This is a genomic window from Paenibacillus sp. J22R232 (assembly GCF_056269165.1).
This window is the reverse complement of the sequence record NZ_JBWDNK010000007.1, coordinates 188914-207371: the sequence shown is the minus strand read 5'-3', so window position 1 is coordinate 207371 and position 18458 is coordinate 188914. Positions and strand designations below refer to the sequence as shown.

The following is an 18458-nucleotide window of genomic DNA, read 5'->3' as shown; positions in this document are numbered from 1 at the left end:
TGTGTATCGGGTGTGTTTACGGCTTTGTAGGAAGAAGCCAAGCTGCGATGTAACGGGTTACATTCTTACTGGCGACACCATATAATCTGTTGACAATTTGATTTTATTCACAAATGTAAGCGTTGTCAATCATTATTTTTAAGTATGATTTCAACCGCCGTTTTGCTTGTCATTTCCGTGCGGGCGGCCTTGCCGTCGATTCCCTTACGATTAGCTCCGGCCTTACCTTCGTGTTTTTGCTTACTTTGCTTTTGGTAATCATTTGATGGAGCAGCTCTGCGGCATGCCGTCCCACATCGTAGCATTTCAAGGAAACCGTCGTTAATTCCGGGATGCTGTTGGAAGCATACGGAATATCGTCAAAGCCAACGAGCGAAAGCTCCTCGGGAACGCGAATGCCCGCTTTATGGGCAGCCTTCATGACTCCGATTGCCACAAGATCGTTTGCGCAAAAGATAGCCGTCGGCCTCTCTGGCAGCTCCAGCAACCGATTCAGGAACGCCTTCCCGCTCGCAACCGAGAAGCCTCCGTCCAGAATCCATTCCTTGCGCGCCTGCAAGCCGCTTCGCTCCATCGTTCTGACGAAGCCCTTAATCCGCTGAATCGTGTTGGACATATGCTTGTACCCGCCGACGAATCCGATTCGCTCATGCCCTAGCTCAATGAGATGCTGCGTCGCAAGCTCCGCTCCCTCGAGCTCATCCGCATAAACGCGATTCATGCCTTCGCCGGGCAGATTACCGTTAATAAGCAGCAGCGGCACCCTTTTGCTGGCTTCAACGACCTCGCCAATCAGTTCTTTGCTCGGCTTTGCGAGATTGATTCTTCCTCCGATCATCACAATGCCGTCAACCTGTTTCTCCATCAGGATGCTCAAATATTGCGATTCCCGTACATATTGCTCTGCCGAATCGCCATTCGTCGACACCGTGTCGCATAAAAAAAACGTATACCCTTTGCTTCGCGCCTCTTGGTCCAGTCCGGCTAGCACCTCTGGGAAAAAAGGGTTGGTGATGTCCGGCAAAATGACGCCAATCATGCCGGTTTCCTTCTTATACAAGCTTCTCGCAAGCGCATTCGGCTGGAATTGATGCTTCGCGATCAACTCCATTATTCGCTCCCTCGTTGACTTTTTGACTGGTGCCGTGTTGTTGATTACACGCGAGACAGTGGCTACTGAAACGTTGGCTTCCCTAGCGATATCATAGACAGTAACCGGCTTGATAGCAGCTCCTCCTTCGTTCATGGTCCATTCATCAGTAGGATAACAGACTTTCAGCCAAATAGGAACGAGCAGCTTCCAATTTCTGTAGAAAAGAAAAGCCGGACAGGCTTAGGCATATTTGCCTAAAGCCTGTCCGGCTTCCCTTGCTTATTCATTCACGTCGACGTAAGGCTTGCCATCCTTGAACCGAACCAGGCCGATACAGGTTTCGCGCAGCACGCTTATCTCCGGCTCCGCTAGCCGATGATAAACCAAGTACCATTCCTTCCCGTATTCGGTGAGCGAGGCATGGCCCGTTCCAACCGCTCTGGCGGATTCCAATGTCATGCGGTTATCCTCCGGCACCTCATAAGGGCCAAGGATATGCTCGCTGAACGCATATGCGATCTGGTACTTTGGATCACGCGTATCATAATTGCTCCACGTCAGCCAGTATCTTCCGTCCCTCTTCTGCATATGCGGCCCTTCGTTGTACACGGATATATCGCCTGCTGCCCCGTCGCTGCCTTTTGCCGCATGAATCTGCAAGGACAACTCGACCGGAGCCGTTTTGAAGGTGACCATATCGTCCTCCAGCGGCACGATCCAGCATTTCCCTTGTCCCCAAAGCAGATAAGGCTGACCGTCATCATCCACGAACAAATCTGCATCAATCGACTGGCAGGCATATTCATCGCGCGTGATTAGCGGACGGTCCAGCATATCCTTGAAGGGACCCAGCGGCGAGTCGGATACGGCCGCGCCAATCTGTGCCTCGGCAGAGAAATACATATAATATTTGTCTTTGTGCTTCGCGATGCCCGGCGCCCATGCTTGCTTGTCCGCCCAACTGACATCATCCAGATCGAGCGCCAAATATGGCCCGTCCCAGTTCACCAAATCCTTGCTGTGAAACACATGGAATTTCTCGTACATCCATCCGGCGCTGTCCTTGGTTGGATATAAGTAATAATTGTCTCCGTCCCTCAGGATGAACGGATCTGCCCAGAAGCCAGGCAGAATCGGGTTGGCAATAGTCATGCTCATGCTCCTTTTGAATGCGTATTCCGTCGCTTGTTATTCTTTCACCGAGCCTAATGTGATGCCATGTACGAAATAACGCTGCAGAAACGGATAAATGATTAAGATGGGCAGCATCGTGACGACGATCTTGGCTGCGTTGAATGTCCGTTGAGAAAAGTTTATCAAATCCTCCGGCCTTGTCGAGGAAGAAATGGACGGAGCAACGACGAGCTGCTGAATATATGTTTGCAGCGGAATATTATGCTGCTTGTTCATCAGGATGAGGCCATCGAAGAACGCGTTCCAGTGGCCGACAATGCTGAATAGCGTCACCGTTGCAATCGCCGGCATCGCGAGCGGTACAGCAATGGCGATCAGCGTCCGCCACGGGCCGGCTCCGTCCATTTTGGCCGATTCATTAATTTCCTTGGGCATGCCGCGGAAAAAGTTCATCAGCAGAATAACGTTGAAGATGGGAACGGCAGTCGGCAGCACGAGCGCCCAGATCGTATCGGTCAGATGAAGGCTCTTCACGACCATGTACCACGGAATTAATCCGCCGGTGAACATCATCGTGAATACAATGACCCACATATACACGTCCCTGCTCCGGAATTCAAGCCGTTCCTTGGCAAGCGGATAGGCCATTAGAATCGTCAGCACGAAGTTAATCGCTCCGCCTAGCAGCACCCGCTTAACCGATACGCCGAAAGCGTCGAAAAACCGGCTGTCCTTAAACATATATTCATAGGAATACAAGGTGAAATCGACTGGAAATAAGGTTACTGCGCCGGATGCCGCTGCCGACTTGCCGCTGAACGAAAGCGAAACAACGTACACGAGCGGCAGCAAGCAAAGCAGCGTAATGAGCAGCATGACGAGCGTCAATATAATATCAGTAGTCCGGATTCCGCGGAGACCCGTTAGCGGCATGGGACACTTCCCTTCTGATTGCAATCATGCAAATTCTTGTTGCGTCTGATTAGAAAATCCGATAGCCCGCATATTTGGAGGCCAGTCGATAGGAAACGAATATGAGTATAAATCCGACAACCGATTTCAACGCGCCAACGGCCGTAGCCAGCCCATATTGGTACTGAACGAGCCCGATTCGGTATACATAGGTATCGATGATGTCTCCAGACTCGTAAACGAGCGGGTTGTACAAGTTGTAAATCTGATCGAAGCCCGCATTCAGGATGCTGCCGATATTCAGCGTAGAAACCAAGATAATCGTCGGCAGTATGCCGGGCAGCGTGACGCTCCATATTTTGCGAATGCGCCCCGCTCCGTCTATCGATGCCGCCTCATAGAGGGAAGGATTAATGGCGGTCAGCGCAGCTAGAAATATAATCGTATTGAACCCAAACTCTTTCCATACGTCGCTTAGAACAACAACGGCCGGAAACCAATCATTGCTTCCAAGGAAAAATATCGGCTCTCCCGCAATAGCCGTAACAACCTGATTGACGATGCCGTTCTGTGACAGCATGTCGCTCAGAATGCCGGCTAGAATGACCCAAGATAGGAAATGGGGCAAATAAATAATCGTCTGCATCCACTTCTTGATCCGGCTAAACACGATTTCATGCAATAGCAGCGCCGTGCTTACCGGAACGATTACGTTCATAACCATTTTCATGAGGGATATAAATATCGTATTAAAAAAGATGAGCTTGCTGTCGTCCAGTTGGAACATGTAGCTGAAGTTTTCGAAGCCAACCCATTTGGAGCCCCAAATCCCTTTGACCGGAATAAAATCCTGGAAAGCGATCGCCATTCCGAATAGCGGGACTATTCCGAAAATAATAAGGAGGATCATGCCCGGCGCCAGCATTAGATGATAATGAATCGTATTTTTGGAATCTCGCAAAGCTCCCACTCCATCCTTAAACAAACTTTCAAGCTTGAGGGACGGAATATCCGGGATACAAACGCCATCCCGTCCCTGCATGCTAGCTATTCACTGCTTATTTGGCCGCTGCTGCGATTTCTTCGGTAATTTGGTCGCCGCCTTGCGATTTCCATTTATCCACGAAGCCGTCAAAGGAATCAAGCGGCTCGTTGCCCATAATGATTTTCAAGAACGTTTCGTCCTCCAGCTTGCGAAGGTTCGCCCATTTCGTACGCATCGTGTCCGTTTGGTCATAATAAACGCCGACTTTGCGGTTAATTTGGTCATCCTTGCCAAGCGGCAATGCGCCGGTCAAGAAAGCATGCCTTTGCGACCAGGCAGCCAAATCCTTTTTCGGATTTTCTTTATCCTTAAGGTACGAGTTGTAGATTTGCTTCGCTTCGCCTTGCAGCGTATCCGCTGCCGCGTTGCCGTCAATGACGTCTTGTACAAGCTTCGCCTTTTTCTCTTTGTCGTCATAGTTGCTCACGAGAAGCGAGAACGGCATATTCATCCAGTTGAAATCATCTTTTTCTACGATGCCTTCGCCTTGCAGCTGATCGGCGTCAAATTGCATATTCAATGTTTTCAATACAGCCTCGGGATGCTTGAACCCCTTTTTCACAACGAGATAGCGTGTGGTAGGCGAGCCCATATGCGTATTCATCTTGCCTTCCTGGCTAAGCGGCGACAGATAGGATACCCACTCCGCTTTCGAATCCTGTGCCACGGAATCGGCCAGCATGCCAAACGGCAGCCACCATGGACCGAAGAAAATGCCCGCTTTTCCGCTAACAACAAGCTCATTCACTTGCTCGCTCTTTTTCACGGCAAACTCTTTGTCGATAACGCCTTCTTCAACCCAGCCTCTCAGCTTGGCAAGCGCATCCTTCACTTCCGGTTGAATCGAGCCGTAAGCTGCATTGCCGCTCGCATCCTCTACCCATAGCTGCGGATATGCATTGTAAGCGCTGAAGATGGAATCAAAGCCGAATACGCTTGTTCCAATGTTGACAATTACTTGGTTGCCGAGCAGGCCCGATGAGCCTTTTTTGTCCATGAACGCTTTCGTCACGTTAATGATGTCATCCATCGTTTTGGGAGCTTCAAGCCCCAGCTCGTCCAGCCAATCTTGGCGCACCCAAAGCAGGTTCTGCGCATCCGCACCCGGGCTTACGTTCGGGAATGCCATTAGCTTGCCGTCGAAAGTTGCCGAAGCTAGGCTGTAGCCGTCTGTTGAATCATAAGCCGCTTTGAGCGCAGGCGATACGAAGCTTTCGTACGTTGAAGACAGGTCCTCGATAAGATCCGCATTCACGAGCTGTACAAGCTGTTGCTTGTCTACGGTCATCACGTCTGGAATATCGCCGGTAGACAACGTAAGCCCGACCTTCTGCATGTACGCATCGCCAGACGTCGTAGCCTGCCAAGCGTTCGTATACTTGATGTTCAGCTTTTCGCCGAAATAGCGGGTCAGCTCATTGTCTTCGATGGTGGAGCCATCCGGAAGCTTCGGATCAACCGCTGCCTCTTTGCCAATTTCAATCGTTACGGTCTCCGACATTGGCGCGTACGGATCAGCCGGCTCAGATACGGTGCCCGTGCCGTTCGAATTGCCGTCGCTGGTACCTCCGTTATTCGTTTTTTCATTATTTCCCGAGCAAGCAGTAAGTACCATCAGTGCGCAAACAATGAGTATGCCTAACGTTTTTTTCATTTCTGCTTTTCCCCCTGCATATCGTTTATGGTCCACTGCCCCAGTATAAGCCCGTTCAGCGAGAATGAGGGTCAGAACGATGTAGGCAGTTAGGCGTGTTTTCGTAAACGTTTTTTTCATACGATTAACCAGCCTGCGACAATAACCTACGTGCCGCCGACAAACTTCGCACCTTGCGCTTTGCGCCTATATGGCATTCCGATTGCGGAAATCGGACGGAAGCATGCCGATCTCCTGAAGGAACAGCTTGCTGAAATATTTCTCATCCTTGAAGCCGACAAGCTGCGCAATCTGATAAATCGGCGTATTCGTATGCACCAGCAGCTGCTGCGCCTTCGACATCCGAATTTCAGTCGCATAATCGTTGAACGATTTGCCTGTCACATTTTTGAAGCATTGGCTGAAATACGTTCGGCTCATATTGGCGATGCCCGCCAAATCATGCTGGTTGAAGTTCATTTCCTCCTGCTCGTGCATGAATCGAATGGCTTTGTATATGACGCGAACGATATCGTCGCCGTATTTGGATTTGCAGACGATGCTGCGCAGCTTGCCGCGTTCTTCCTCAAGCGCCGTTTTCCATTCTTCCCACATCCGCAGCGGCTCCAACCGGAATATGAGCTGCATCGACCACTCCAGCATGAGCAGCAACCGCCCGTTCTCTAGAAACGCAGGGAACAGCAGCTTCTTCAGCTCGTCCATCGGCAGCCTCAGCGCGACCGTATCCTGCAGGAGAAGCTCGTATTCTTCATTGCTGTAGATCCAATCCGGTGAATTCCAGCGCAGTCCAAGCCGCTCTTTCTCCGGCTCTACCCATTCATGCTCTTTGTCAGCTGCCCACTCCCAGAAGGTGACCCAGTGCTTGTAATCATATAATAAGCCGGATGACAAATAAGCATGCAGCCGATCGACCGTTTCCCCAAGCGTGATGCCGCCGAGGCCATGCACAAGCACCGGCAGGCAGTTCGCCTGCTTGATATCCGCAATCAGCGTCTTCTCCTGCTCGGCGCCTAAGCTGTCCAAAGCGAAAAACCAGCAGTGGCGGTCCAAATAATGAATGACGTTGCCTGCCGAAAGCTTTTCGACGAGCTTGGCCGCCTGCTCATCGTCTCCAAGCTTTAAGACAACCATCGCACGATCGAACAGCTTCTTATCCGGCGCTTGTTTTTTGGCGTTTCTCTCCTCGTAGGTACGGGCAATTCGGCGCAAAACCTCGTCCATCGTGTCCGTTTCCAAATCATTTTTGACCACATAATCAAGCGCGCCCATACGGATCGCCTTCTGTGCGTACGCGAACTCCTCGTGGCAAGACAGGACAACGACCGATTTCCCCGGGTATTTCTCGCTCATTGCCTCCATCAGCTCAAAGCCGGACATCTCGGGCATCATGAGATCCGTAAACACGATATCAACGTCCTGCTGCTCCAGCAGCTCAAGCGCTTTTCTTCCGTTGCCCGCTTCCCCGACGACCTCCATCTGATATTTGGACCAAGGCATGATCGATATCAACCCGCGCCTAACCAGCTTTTCATCGTCTACGATAATGACCTTCATAACATATTACCCTCCCTATCAATCGGCAAATGAATCGAAACGACCGTCCCTTTTCCAATTACGCTATCTATCGCAAGCTCGCTGCTGCCTCCCGTAAAGCTGCTGAGCGTCCTTTTCACATAATTCAGGCCAATGCCAAGACCCGACAAATTATTTTTCCGCGTATCAGACTCCAGCAGCTCCTTGATTTTCTCCGGGCTGATTCCGTTGCCGTTATCGGTCACCTTCAACAGCAAAGCTTGGTTCTGTTCCTGCACGCTTACCTCAATGATCCCTTTCTCGTCCATCATCCCGTGATAGAGGGCATTCTCGACGATCGGCTGCAAAATAAACCGCGGCAGCGGAGTCGCAAGGAACGGCTCCGGGATGTCATAACGCACGTCAAACTCAAAATCATACCTGATTTTTTGCAGCTCCACGTAATCGTTCAGCGAATCGATTTCATCCTTCAGCGTAACAATGGTGCCATCCTTGGCCAAATTATACTTGAGCACCTTCGTGAACAACGACAGGAAACGATCAATTTCATGCTGTCCCTTCAAACGTGCCAGCCACTGCGCGGTATTCAGCGTGTTATACAAAAAATGCGGATTAATCTGAGCCATAAGCTTCTCCATCTCGATGTCCTGCTTCTCGCTCGCCTCCTTGGCGACCTCTTCGATTAGATCCTGGATTTTGTATTGCATATCCTTGAAATTATCGATCAGGAAGTCAAACTCGCGCAGCCCCGTCTTTTGAAAAAAATCATTCGGCTCCTGGCTGATAAAAGAGGAAATGCCCTTTCGTATCCGGTGCAGCGGAGCAATGACGACCTTCCAGGTCCGGAAGGCGGACCAGATGCTAATCAACAGCCCCAATACGACAATAAAGGAATAGCGTACGAACCAATCACGGATTTCCTTCTGGTACTCGCCCTTTTCGATGAATACGCCCAGGCGCCAGCCTTGGCTCCCGATCTCCTCATGGAAATAATAATGATCCATCGACTTGGCGTCATAACGGCTGCCGATCGGCGTCAGCTCAGGCTTGTCGCTGTATAAGACCACGCCGTCGTTGTCCATGAGCAAATGCGCAACGTTCATCCCGTATTGCTCCTTGTTCAAAACGTTTTGAATGACCTTTACGTTGGTTTCCGCATAGACGAGCATCGGATTCCGGGGATCGGTCGTCCCGCCTACGCTCCTCACAATAGAGAAAACGGACGTGTCATTGTATTTGTACAACGTAAGATGAGGCCCGTTATAAGTATGGTCCGATTTAATGGATAGCTTCGGCAGGCTGTCGAAATCCGGGTGCGCGTCTCTCGTTATATAGTTGTTGTATAACATCTCGCCTGTTGTCGTATCGTAATACAGCACTAAACCAATCGTCGGATTCGAGGCGTTGAGTATGCCCATATTGCGCTGGATGGCTGTCGTCAGCTGGGATTTCTCGTACGTATCCTCGCTGGTCTGGAGCAATTTCAAATCCTGCCCGACGAAGCCTTGATAGGACATTTGCTGCGACACGTCATACAGATTGCCCAGCGTCTCCTCCACGCCGCCTCTTACCCGCTGCAGGTTTTGCTCGATGCCTTTTTCTATTTTGTTGTACAAAATATTATAGATCGAATACACCGTCAGCAGCCCAACGAGCACAAGCGGAATAACCGAGCTGATGAGCAGCGTCCAATAGAGCTGGCCACGCAGCGTATCCCAGCCAAATAAACGTTTGATATATGAGCCTTCCCTCTCCTCCACCCGCTTCACCTGCTTATCATGTATTTGGACAATCACACTATATCACAAGAAGAAACGGCTTTGCCGTCCTCTGCAAGAGGAGGGTATCCGTTTCTCGTAGAAATAGAAGAATACTTTATTTCGTGAAACATATAAAGTCTTATATTTTTTTGAAAAATTGTATCGTTATCGGCTTGCGGAGAAAGCCTTCGCTTCTACGTTCAATGAAAAACAGAAAAGAGCAGGCCGCGATCGCGGCCTGCTCTTTTTCCGTTGGATGTATTCAGCAAAAATTAGCTTCATGATGGCGTGCTGGTTTTGATTTTCTTGATCGTCTTTCATTGAGCCTATCGAGCAAAAATTAGCTTTATGATGGCGTGCTGCTTTTGCTTTCCTGCTCGTCCTTCATTGTACCTATCGAGCAAAAATAGCTTTATGATGGCGTGCTGCTTTTGCTTTCTTCCTCGTCTTTCATTGAGCCTATCGAGCAAAAAATAGCTTCATGATGGCGTGCTGCTTTTGCTTTCCTGCTCGTCCTTGCTCTCCGTAACAAGCTCTCGCGCCGAGCTTTTGAATTCATGCAGCGTGCGGCCTACCGCCCGCCCAAGCTCTGGCAGCTTCGAAGGTCCGAACACGATGAGAATAACGACTAGAATCATAATTAATCCGGGTAATCCAATGCTTTGCAACATGAAGCTCCACCTCATTCCTGTTATTGTGCTGCCGCTTACCATGCCTTCACAATAGCAGATCCTTTCGCTCGCGTCCTGCGTTATGTCAGATTATTTAACATCGTTTTTTTCAAGAAAAATGCTTATAGTAGTAGCTCGATTTGGGTTGTACGAAGTGTCTAAACCGATTGTAAAAAGTTGGGTGCATCATCTAATGACAGTACTTGCCTCCATCATTATCATTAGGTACACATCGGTCAAACGTTAGTATTCCTAACATAATTTCAGAAAGGAGTCGCAAGGGCAAGGGCAACGCCAAACCATTGCAAAGGAGCTGTCATCATGTCGTTTATGGATAAGCAAGTTATGAATATCGGAACGGTCAGCGAGCTTACCGGCTTATCGGAGAGGCGGATTCGTTACTATGAGATTCGGAAGCTTATTTGCCCGAAACGTACGCTTGGGGGGACGCGGAAATATTCATTCCGGGACATCGAGAAGCTGGTTGAGATCAGCAGGCAAATGGAGATCGGCTGGATGACGGCCGAGATCAGGCAGAACACGGGAAGAAGCAAAGCAGGAACGGCTGCAAATGGTTAGGAGGCGTTCAATGTGCTGGCACAGCCAAGTTTAATCGATCATTTAACCGAGCTTCGGAGAAGAATCATCTATGTGCTCATCATGTTCGCGATTGCTTTAGTCGGCGGGATTGCGTCGGTTCGTCCCGTGCTTAGCTACTTGCAGCAATCCTACTCTCCCGCTCAACCGATTCTATGGAACGCTTTTTCGCCATTTGACGCGCTTCAGCTCTACATGCAAACTGGAGTAGTGATCGGAATAGGCGCATCGGTGCCGTTTATATTACTTCAGGTATGGCTATTCGTTAAGCCCGCCTTAACTTTAAAAGAACGGAAGTCGGTGCCGTGGCTGATCCCGTTCGCGCTCCTGTTATTTTTAATCGGCCTTGCCTTCAGCTGGTTTATCGTTTTTCCGATGGCCGTCCAGTTTGCATCCACCGTTACGCGCTCTATGGGTTTAGTCGAAACCTATGGCGCGGCGCAATATATTCAGTTTCTCATTCGCATTATTTTGCCGCTGTCGCTAGCCTTTGAATACCCTATCGTGCTTATTTTCTTGGCTAGGCTTGGCCTCGTTACGCCTGAGCGCCTTCGTAAAAGCAGAAAATTCGCTTATGTCATCTTGGTTACCGTATCGACCATTCTTACGCCGCCCGATTTCATATCGGCTTTCATCGTCCTCATTCCGTTAGTCCTATTGTTCGAAGCTAGCTTTCCCCTTGCCAAATGGGCAAATAAAAGAAAAGATTAGAGGAGGAATAGAAACATGGATCAAGAAAACAAAGGGCTCTCGCGCAGAGACTTTATCGGCAATGTCGGCAAAATCGGAGGGGCTTCGGCCGTTCTCGGCGTTATAGGCTCAATGGGGCTTTTCTCGCCTGAATCCGCGGATGCAGCCGCTGAGGCGAAAAAAGAGGATTCGAAAGCAAAGAAGCCTGGGAAAAACAGCAGCTACATGCTATTGAACGTTCGTCTCGAAAGCGGCTATACCTACGAGAGCGGTCAGGTCGTCGCTACGGAAACCGTCCTTCGCAACCTGCAGATCGAGAAGGGAAAAATTACGAAAATTCTCGATACGAAAGCCGCTTACGGCAAAACGCTCGACTGCTACGATGCGAAGGGCATGCTTCTCCTGCCTTCCTTCCGGGACATGCATATCCATTTGGATAAAACCTTCTATGGCGGCCCTTGGCGGGCGGTTAGACCGACCAAAAACGGTATTTTCGACCGGATAATCGAGGAGCAAACGTTGCTTCCGCAGCTTCTGCCCACCGCCCAAGCGCGCGCCCAGAAGCTTATTGAGCTCATCCTTGGCTACGGCACCACCTATGTAAGAAGCCACTGCAATATCGATCCGACGGTAGGACTCAAAAACTTGGAGAAGCTGAAGCTTGCCTTGGGCAATTATTCGGATAAAATCTCGCATGAAATCGTCGCCTTTCCCCAGCACGGTTTGCTGCGCTCCAATGTGGAGAGCCTTATGCGCGACGCCATGCAGCTAGGCGTCACCCATGTCGGCGGATTAGATCCTACGCTGGTTGACGTCGACATGGAGAAATCGCTGCAAACCATGGTTCAGATTGCCGTAGACTACAAAGCCGGCATCGACATTCATCTGCATGAGGGCGGAGAAACAGGCATAAAGGCCATTCGCCGCTTGGCCGACTTGACCGAGCAAGCGGGTCTGCAAGGCAAAGTCACGGTCAGCCATGCTTTCTCGCTCGCCTCGCTTACAGCCGGCGCCGACGTAGAAATGGCCGATCGGCTTGCCTCGCTCGGCATTTCCATCGCCTCATCCGTTCCGATCGGCAGAAGCGTGATGCCGATTCCGCTGCTGCAGAAGCAAAAGGTACAGGTGCTGCTCGGCAATGACAGCATTACCGACCACTGGTCCCCCTTCGGCATCGGGGATACGCTGCAGAAGTCGCATCTTGCGGCGCAGCTGTACGGCTGGTCCAGCGAATACAATTTGTCGCGCGCCCTTTCGCTGGCAACTGGCGGAGTCACTCCGCTGGACGAGTCCGGCAAGCAAATATGGCCTAAGGTTGGCGATGCGGCAACCGCCGTGCTCGTAGCGGCGAGCTGTTCGGCAGAAACGGTAGCACGGCTGCCTAAGCGCGAAGCCGTGCTGCATAAAGGCACGCTTTCCTCCGGCTCGCTCGAGATCGCGAAGATTAAGCGCTAGCCGCTGCTTGGGAGTATGAAAATAGCGGTGTTCCAGAAGCGGTCTGCTCCCCTTATGGTAGACACGCGTACGAATAAAACGTGATGCCGTAACGTAAGCGGCCACAGTAAATGTCCATTTTTTCAGAACAATAAAAGAGTTCCAAAACGAGCCTCTAGAATCGCTTCTAAGGCTCGTTTCGTTTAGGGAAACACATTTGGCCCCCTATATGCTTTGGTTATTTCAAAAACACTACTTTTACAGCGGCCTCCGCGTGAGGGGGAGCTTTTTTCTTAGCTTAAAAGGTATCCAGCAGCCACGCCGAAACTCACTATCATGCAAGAGGCTAGAACGGGGCGCGTGGTTGAAAATGACGACATCCCCTTCCAACCTAACCGTTTCGTTTCTTCCCGTTGGTGTGAAGGTCTCAGTTGAAAACTATCGCATAACAAACATAGCTCTTGCCAAACGGCAACGTTTTTCAACATTTCGAACACTTGTAGTCAACCTGAAATGGCCTCATGCCTATGTAATTCAGGACGAAGGCCTATTTTTTAAAAAAACTAGGTAAACCCAGCCACACCTGTAAGCCTCGGCCTACGCTGCACTTTCTGCAACGTAATGACTCCTTAACACACTTGCACCTACCTTCCATTGCAGTTTCTGCAATGGAATCAGAGGATTCTAATGTGTTTTACGGAAATATTCGGTTTTCATTGTACTAAGTACAACGTAGCCCCTTGGATACGGTCACTTATGAGGGTTCTGTTGTACTTTGTGCAACGTAGCCCTTTGATGCTGTCACCTATATGGGTTCTGCTGCACTTTGCAAAACGCGGCCCTTTGATGCTGTCACTTATATGGGTTCTGCTGCACTTTGCAAAACGCGGCCCTTTGATGCTGTCACTTATATGGGTTCTGCTGCACTTTGCAAAACGCGGCCCCTTGGGTACTGTCACTTTTAAAGGTTCTGCTGTACTTTGTACAGCGCAGCTACCCCGATAGCGCCGGGGCCAAACCAGACTACTCTGCTACCCTGCAGCTTCTTCGATCTGTGTATAGTGTTTTAGCGTGCTGTTCGAGGGAGCTGCCCCCAAAAGGGTAAGGTAGCGGTTTACAAATTCATTACATCGTAAAAAAACTTCAGCGCCACTTTAAAAGTGGGGCTGAAGTTTTTTTTATCGCTATTTGACGTAACAAGCCGCAGCTGGCATCCATAATACGACTTAAGAGTCGACCCTTTTTGCCAATACACAATCTAGGCTCGCAAGGCAAACTTTCCGCATCTGCTCAAAGCTCACGCTGCCCAATGCCGCCTAACCTCTTACTGTTCTAAGACTAGCTAGCATCTTGCCTCTTACCTCTTACCTCTTACTTCATGTATCATGTCTCTTATCTCTTACGTCTTGTGTCTTGTCGTTACCCTCTAGCTCCTAGCCGTTCTCCGCTCCTGCCCCAGTTCATGCTTGCGCCGAAGCCATACGCTAATGCCCGCCGCGAACATCATCATGCCGGTTGCGACGAATATCCAGTTGATGCCGACGGCAAGACCAAGCAAACCGCCAATGAGCGGACCCAGCATCGAACCGAATTGGTTCGCGCTCGTCGTTAGGCCGAAGGATCGGCCGCGGAACTGCTCATCCGTGCTCTGCACGACAAGGGTATTCACAATCGGTGATATGCCTGCCATGAACAAGCCGAACACGAATTGCACAACCGCAAACAGCCATAGATCCTGGACAAAAAATTGCATGCTGACGACAACGCCAGCGCACATCAAGCAGGTGACAAGAATACGGTGATAACCCCTTCTCTCACCAAGCCTGCCCCAAACCGGCGAAGCCAATATGCCGGCAATGCCGATAAGGGAAAGCACGAAGCCCGCCGACAGCACCGCTCCCTGCAGACCTCCCTGCAGCTTGGCAATATGCAGCGTAAGCAGCGGTTGAATCATGTTAATGGAAAGCTGAAAAAGCGCGAGCAGCATAAGCATGCTCATCAGTGCGCGGTTTCGGAAAGCCATGCGGTACGTAACCGGCTTTTCTTTCTTTTTCTCCGCCAGCGGCTCCGCTTTCCCTTCCCTGACCCAAATGACGACCGCGACCGTCGCTGCCAGTATGATGATAGCCGCAACGACAAACGATCGGCGCAGGCCGAATGCCTGTGCCAGCAAACCTCCGAACAGCGGTCCGAGAATGCCCCCGGTCATCGTCCCTGCCTGCATCATGCCAAGGCTCCACCCCAGCTTTTCTTTGGGTGCGATTGTAGCCACAATCGACATCGATGCCGGAACGAAGCCGCCGACGAAGCCGTGCAGCATTCTCACGCCGACGAGCTGCCACGGGGTTTGAACAAAAGCAATTAATGCGTAAATAAACGCTAGGCTAATTCCCGCCCGAATAACCATTTTCCGCTTCCCGTACTTATCCGCCAGCATGCCCCACAGCGGAGCCATCACTGCCCCGACGAGAAACGCAGAGGAATGCACAATGCCCGCCCATAGGTTGACCGAGCTTTCCGGTACGCCCAAATCGAACAAAAACAACGGCAGAAACGGAACCGACATGGTATAGCTTGAGCTGCAAAATAAAACACCAAACCACAAAATCCACATTGTACGCTGCCATGATTGCAAACCTATTGACCTCCTTGCACGCAATATCCTTTTCCGATGCCTCTACACTATTACCCACTATACGCCTCCTTTACCATTTGTTCAAAATCCGCAAAGGGGTGCATAAACAAGGAAAACAGCCGGAAATAGCCCTTAACTCAGGCGTAACAACGTTTTTTGAGCTTAGAGCAGATATTGTGCTTAGAGCAGGTATTGTGGCTTTGAAAGGAGACTCTTTCTACAAAAACACTTGATTCTGCTTGCGGTACTCGCCAGGTGTCAGCCCGGTTTGCCTTTTAAACAGCCTAGTAAAATACGTGTTATCCGCAAGCCCGCACAGCGCTCCGATTTCCTTCAGCGGCAGCTCGGAATGGGCAAGCAGCCGCTTTGCGCGTTCAATCTGCAAATGATGCCGGTATTGCATCGGGCTCATGCCCGTATATTGCTTCAAGCAGCGTGCCAAATAGTCAAAATGATAATGCAGCTCCCGCTCCATGTGTTCGGAGTCGAAGGGCTCCTCCAAGCGGCTTTCCAAATAAACCGCCACTTTCTCGCTCAGCGAATAGGAACGGGCTTGCGGGCTGTTCCTGATCGTCCCTTTCTGCAGAAGAAGAAGGAATTCTCCGAACAGCACCTGCAGCTCGAATGCGCGCTGGCGCGTCAGCACCTGATGCAATTGAATCATCCGCTCCAGCAGCGGCACGACCGAACGCAAATCCACCGAGGCGAATTTTGGAATACGTACCGTGGAGGGCGGAGCGACGATATCCTGGTCCGTACGCTTTAGCAGCGGCTGCTGCCAGCTTGTTTTCTCAGTCAATAACGAAAGCATATCTGGCTGCGAGTATTCAAAATGGATCCAATATACCTCTGTTTCTACCTCCGTCGGCCGATAACCGCGATGCGTTTTCCCAGGCTCGAGCACAAGCACCATGCCCGCCAGAATCTCGTAGCTACAGCCTTCCTCTTCCATATATAACGCACCTTTCGTGCAGATGAGCAGATCGTATACTTCAAATTGGCGTTTCGCATGCATAATCCCGGGCTGCCATAAACCGTAACCGATAGCGGCCAATAACGGGCTTGGCGTAGCTTGAAATTCTAGCACGAGCATCCTTGTCACTCCTTGAATTAAGATGCAGAAATTGTACTATATAAAGTCGCTATTGTCAGCTGTATAGTCATTTTCAATCGATTAGAGTGGTAGATATCATCATACCCATTTTATTCTACTGGAGGACACCAACCATGAGATTCCGTCAAGTTCATCTCGATTTCCATACTTCTGAAGCAATCAAAGATATCGGCAGCGCTTTTAACAAAAAGCAGTTCCAGGACATGCTCCGAACCGGCTACGTCGACTCGATTACCGTATTCTCCAAATGTCATCACGGCTGGGCTTACCATCCCTCCGATGCCAATGAAATCCATCCGCATTTGGCGTTCGATCTGCTTGGCGCGCAGATTGAAGCCGCACATGAAATCGGCGTAAAGACGCCCGTCTACTTATCTGCCGGATTAGACCAGAGGCTTGCCCGCAAATACCCGGAATGGCTCATTCGCGATCAGAACGAAAAAACGAACTGGACGCCGAATTTCATGACGCCGGGCTATCATCAATTTTGCATGAATTCACCCTATTTGGATGTGCTCGCCCTTCAAGTGCACGAGGTTGTGACCCGTTATGACGCGGACGGCATTTTCCTCGATATCGTTGGCATACGCGAGTGTTATTGCCAATTCTGCGTCACCGAAATTCGCAAGCGAGGCTCCGATCCGCGCAACCTCAACGACATGAAGGCGCTTTGGGAAGAGACGTATTTCAACTATGCAGCACGAATGAATAATACCGTCCATGCCGTTAAGCCAGGCCTCCCGGTTTTCCATAATAGCAGCCATGTCGACAGAGGACGTCGCGATCTTGCTCATCTCAACACCCACTTGGAGCTCGAATCCTTGCCCACTGGCGGCTGGGGCTACGACCATTTCCCATTATCCGCCCGGTATGCGCAAACCTTAGGTCTCGACTTTCTTGGCATGACCGGTAAGTTCCATACCTCATGGGGAGAATTTGGCGGCTATAAGCACCCGAACGCCCTCCGTTATGAAGCAGCGCTTAGCCTTGCGAACGGCGCCCGCTGCTCGATAGGCGATCAGCTTCATCCAGGCGGGCTCATGGATCACGCAACCTATACGCTGATCGGCGCAGCCTACAAGGAGGTCGCAGAGAAGGAAGAATGGTGCCAGAATACGGCTTCCGTTGCCGATATTGCACTGCTCTCCGCCGAAGCCGCTTCCCTTTCGCCTGGCGGCAGTACGATCGATGACCACAGCAAGCATACCGATACCGGAGCAGCCCGAATACTGCTCGAAGGCCATTATTTATTCGACGTTATCGATACGCAGGCTGACTTAGGCAAATATGCGGTCGTTTTATTGCCCGACGCCATCGTCCTAACCGAGCCTTTAAAAGAAAAGCTTGCCGATTTCCTGAATAAAGGCGGCAAGGTGCTTGCAACCGGACGCTCCGGCTTATCCGCTGACGGGACTCGCTTCGAGCTCGATTTGGGCGCGGAGTGGCAAGGAGTCTCCTCCTTTATGCCATCCTACCTCAAGCCCGGCTTTGCGCTGCCGTCACTCCAGAATGCTTCCTTCGTCCTTTATACGGAAGGACAGGACATTGCCTTGTCACAGGGAGGAGTTTCCCTCGGCAGCAAAGAGAATTCTTATTTCAACCGGGATTTGTTCACATTCTGCTCTCACCAGCATACGCCTTCCAATATGGAGGATGCAGGGCCTGGCATAACCGAGGGTCCGGATGGCATTTATATCGCTTGGAACGTCTTCGAGGATTATGCGCTCAAGGGCAGCCTGCCCGTCAAAGAAATCATTTGTTACGCGCTTGACCGCCTTCTCGCGAATAAGCAGCTGCGCACGAACCTGCCTGCCCAGGGCATAACGACGCTTCAAGCCCAGCAGTCGCACAACCGGCTTGTTCATCATTTGCTGTATGCATCCCCTGTTCGACGCGGACAACATGTCGAGGTTATCGAGGATCTGTCGCCCGTCCTCAATACGGAGGCCACCATCGCCCTATTAGAGCCGGTGCGCGAGGTTTATTTGGCCCCGCAGAACACTCCGCTCCCTTTCAAGCAGGAGAACGGTACCGTAAGCTATACGATTCCTCTATGGTCCTGCCATCAGATGGTCGTTATCCAGCATTAGCCTATCCAGCAATATTTCATACCCAACAGAGACGAGGGCTGTCTCAAGCATCGATTGAGCAATCACGCTCCCGCTTTGCATGTAATAGCGGCTTAA

At 50.7% G+C, this 18458-nt stretch carries 14 protein-coding genes; 4 read left to right on the top strand and 10 right to left on the bottom strand.

Translation table 11 applies throughout. The features are described from left to right. Positions 1–169 precede the first annotated feature (169 nt). The 8 genes from AC0YN3_RS21070 to AC0YN3_RS21035 form a co-directional block, all read right to left on the bottom strand. Entirely contained in the window at positions 170–1225 is a 1056-nt protein-coding gene (locus AC0YN3_RS21070; protein ID WP_475776991.1) for a LacI family DNA-binding transcriptional regulator, read from the bottom strand. 147 nt (positions 1226–1372) lie between these two features. Then, entirely contained in the window at positions 1373–2245 is an 873-nt protein-coding gene (locus AC0YN3_RS21065) for a family 43 glycosylhydrolase (protein WP_475776925.1), read from the bottom strand. Between the two features lie 36 nt (positions 2246–2281). Continuing rightward, positions 2282–3160 carry a carbohydrate ABC transporter permease gene (locus AC0YN3_RS21060; protein ID WP_441946414.1) on the bottom strand — a complete coding sequence of 293 codons (879 nt, stop codon included), beginning with the start codon at positions 3158–3160 and terminating at the stop codon, positions 2282–2284. 49 nt (positions 3161–3209) lie between these two features. Then, a complete protein-coding gene (locus AC0YN3_RS21055; protein ID WP_475776990.1) occupies positions 3210–4100 on the bottom strand; it encodes an ABC transporter permease in 891 nt (296 codons plus the stop codon). 97 nt (positions 4101–4197) lie between these two features. Next, positions 4198–5838 carry a type 2 periplasmic-binding domain-containing protein gene (locus AC0YN3_RS21050; RefSeq protein ID WP_475776924.1) on the bottom strand — a complete coding sequence of 547 codons (1641 nt, stop codon included), beginning with the start codon at positions 5836–5838 and terminating at the stop codon, positions 4198–4200. Positions 5839–6024: 186 nt separating this feature from the next. Next, positions 6025–7392 carry a response regulator gene (locus AC0YN3_RS21045; RefSeq protein WP_475776923.1) on the bottom strand — a complete coding sequence of 456 codons (1368 nt, stop codon included), beginning with the start codon at positions 7390–7392 and terminating at the stop codon, positions 6025–6027. Beyond that, positions 7389–9131, bottom strand: a complete 1743-nt coding sequence (locus AC0YN3_RS21040; RefSeq protein WP_475776922.1) for a sensor histidine kinase — start codon at positions 9129–9131, stop codon at positions 7389–7391. Before AC0YN3_RS21040 ends, AC0YN3_RS21045 begins: the two co-directional genes overlap by 4 nt. A 479-nt stretch (positions 9132–9610) precedes the next feature. Then, positions 9611–9802: a twin-arginine translocase TatA/TatE family subunit gene (locus AC0YN3_RS21035; protein ID WP_475776921.1), complete on the bottom strand. Its 192-nt coding sequence runs from the start codon at positions 9800–9802 to the stop codon at positions 9611–9613. A gap of 321 nt (positions 9803–10123) precedes the next feature. Between AC0YN3_RS21035 and AC0YN3_RS21030 the strand changes: the two genes are divergently transcribed. From AC0YN3_RS21030 to AC0YN3_RS21020, 3 genes are all read left to right on the top strand, one after another. Further along, positions 10124–10381 carry a MerR family transcriptional regulator gene (locus AC0YN3_RS21030; RefSeq protein ID WP_475776920.1) on the top strand — a complete coding sequence of 86 codons (258 nt, stop codon included), beginning with the start codon at positions 10124–10126 and terminating at the stop codon, positions 10379–10381. A gap of 12 nt (positions 10382–10393) precedes the next feature. After that, positions 10394–11110, top strand: coding sequence for a twin-arginine translocase subunit TatC (gene tatC / locus AC0YN3_RS21025; protein ID WP_475776919.1), 717 nt, complete (start codon positions 10394–10396; stop codon positions 11108–11110). A 204-nt stretch (positions 11111–11314) separates the two neighbouring features. Then, positions 11315–12544 (top strand): amidohydrolase family protein, encoded by a 1230-nt coding sequence (locus AC0YN3_RS21020; RefSeq protein ID WP_475776989.1) that lies wholly within the window; start codon positions 11315–11317, stop codon positions 12542–12544. Between the two features lie 1405 nt (positions 12545–13949). On the opposite strand, the gene AC0YN3_RS21015 is transcribed toward AC0YN3_RS21020, so the two are convergent. Together AC0YN3_RS21015 and AC0YN3_RS21010 are read right to left on the bottom strand one after the other, a co-directional pair. After that, positions 13950–15158 (bottom strand): MFS transporter, encoded by a 1209-nt coding sequence (locus AC0YN3_RS21015; protein ID WP_475776918.1) that lies wholly within the window; start codon positions 15156–15158, stop codon positions 13950–13952. Between the two features lie 217 nt (positions 15159–15375). Beyond that, the gene (locus AC0YN3_RS21010) at positions 15376–16251 is read right to left on the bottom strand and encodes a helix-turn-helix domain-containing protein (protein WP_475776917.1); all 876 of its coding nucleotides are present in this window, start codon (positions 16249–16251) and stop codon (positions 15376–15378) included. A gap of 134 nt (positions 16252–16385) precedes the next feature. Here AC0YN3_RS21010 and AC0YN3_RS21005 point away from each other — a divergent pair, with 134 nt between their 5' ends. Next, positions 16386–18362 (top strand): beta-galactosidase trimerization domain-containing protein, encoded by a 1977-nt coding sequence (locus tag AC0YN3_RS21005; RefSeq protein ID WP_475776916.1) that lies wholly within the window; start codon positions 16386–16388, stop codon positions 18360–18362. Positions 18363–18458: the final 96 nt, after the last annotated feature.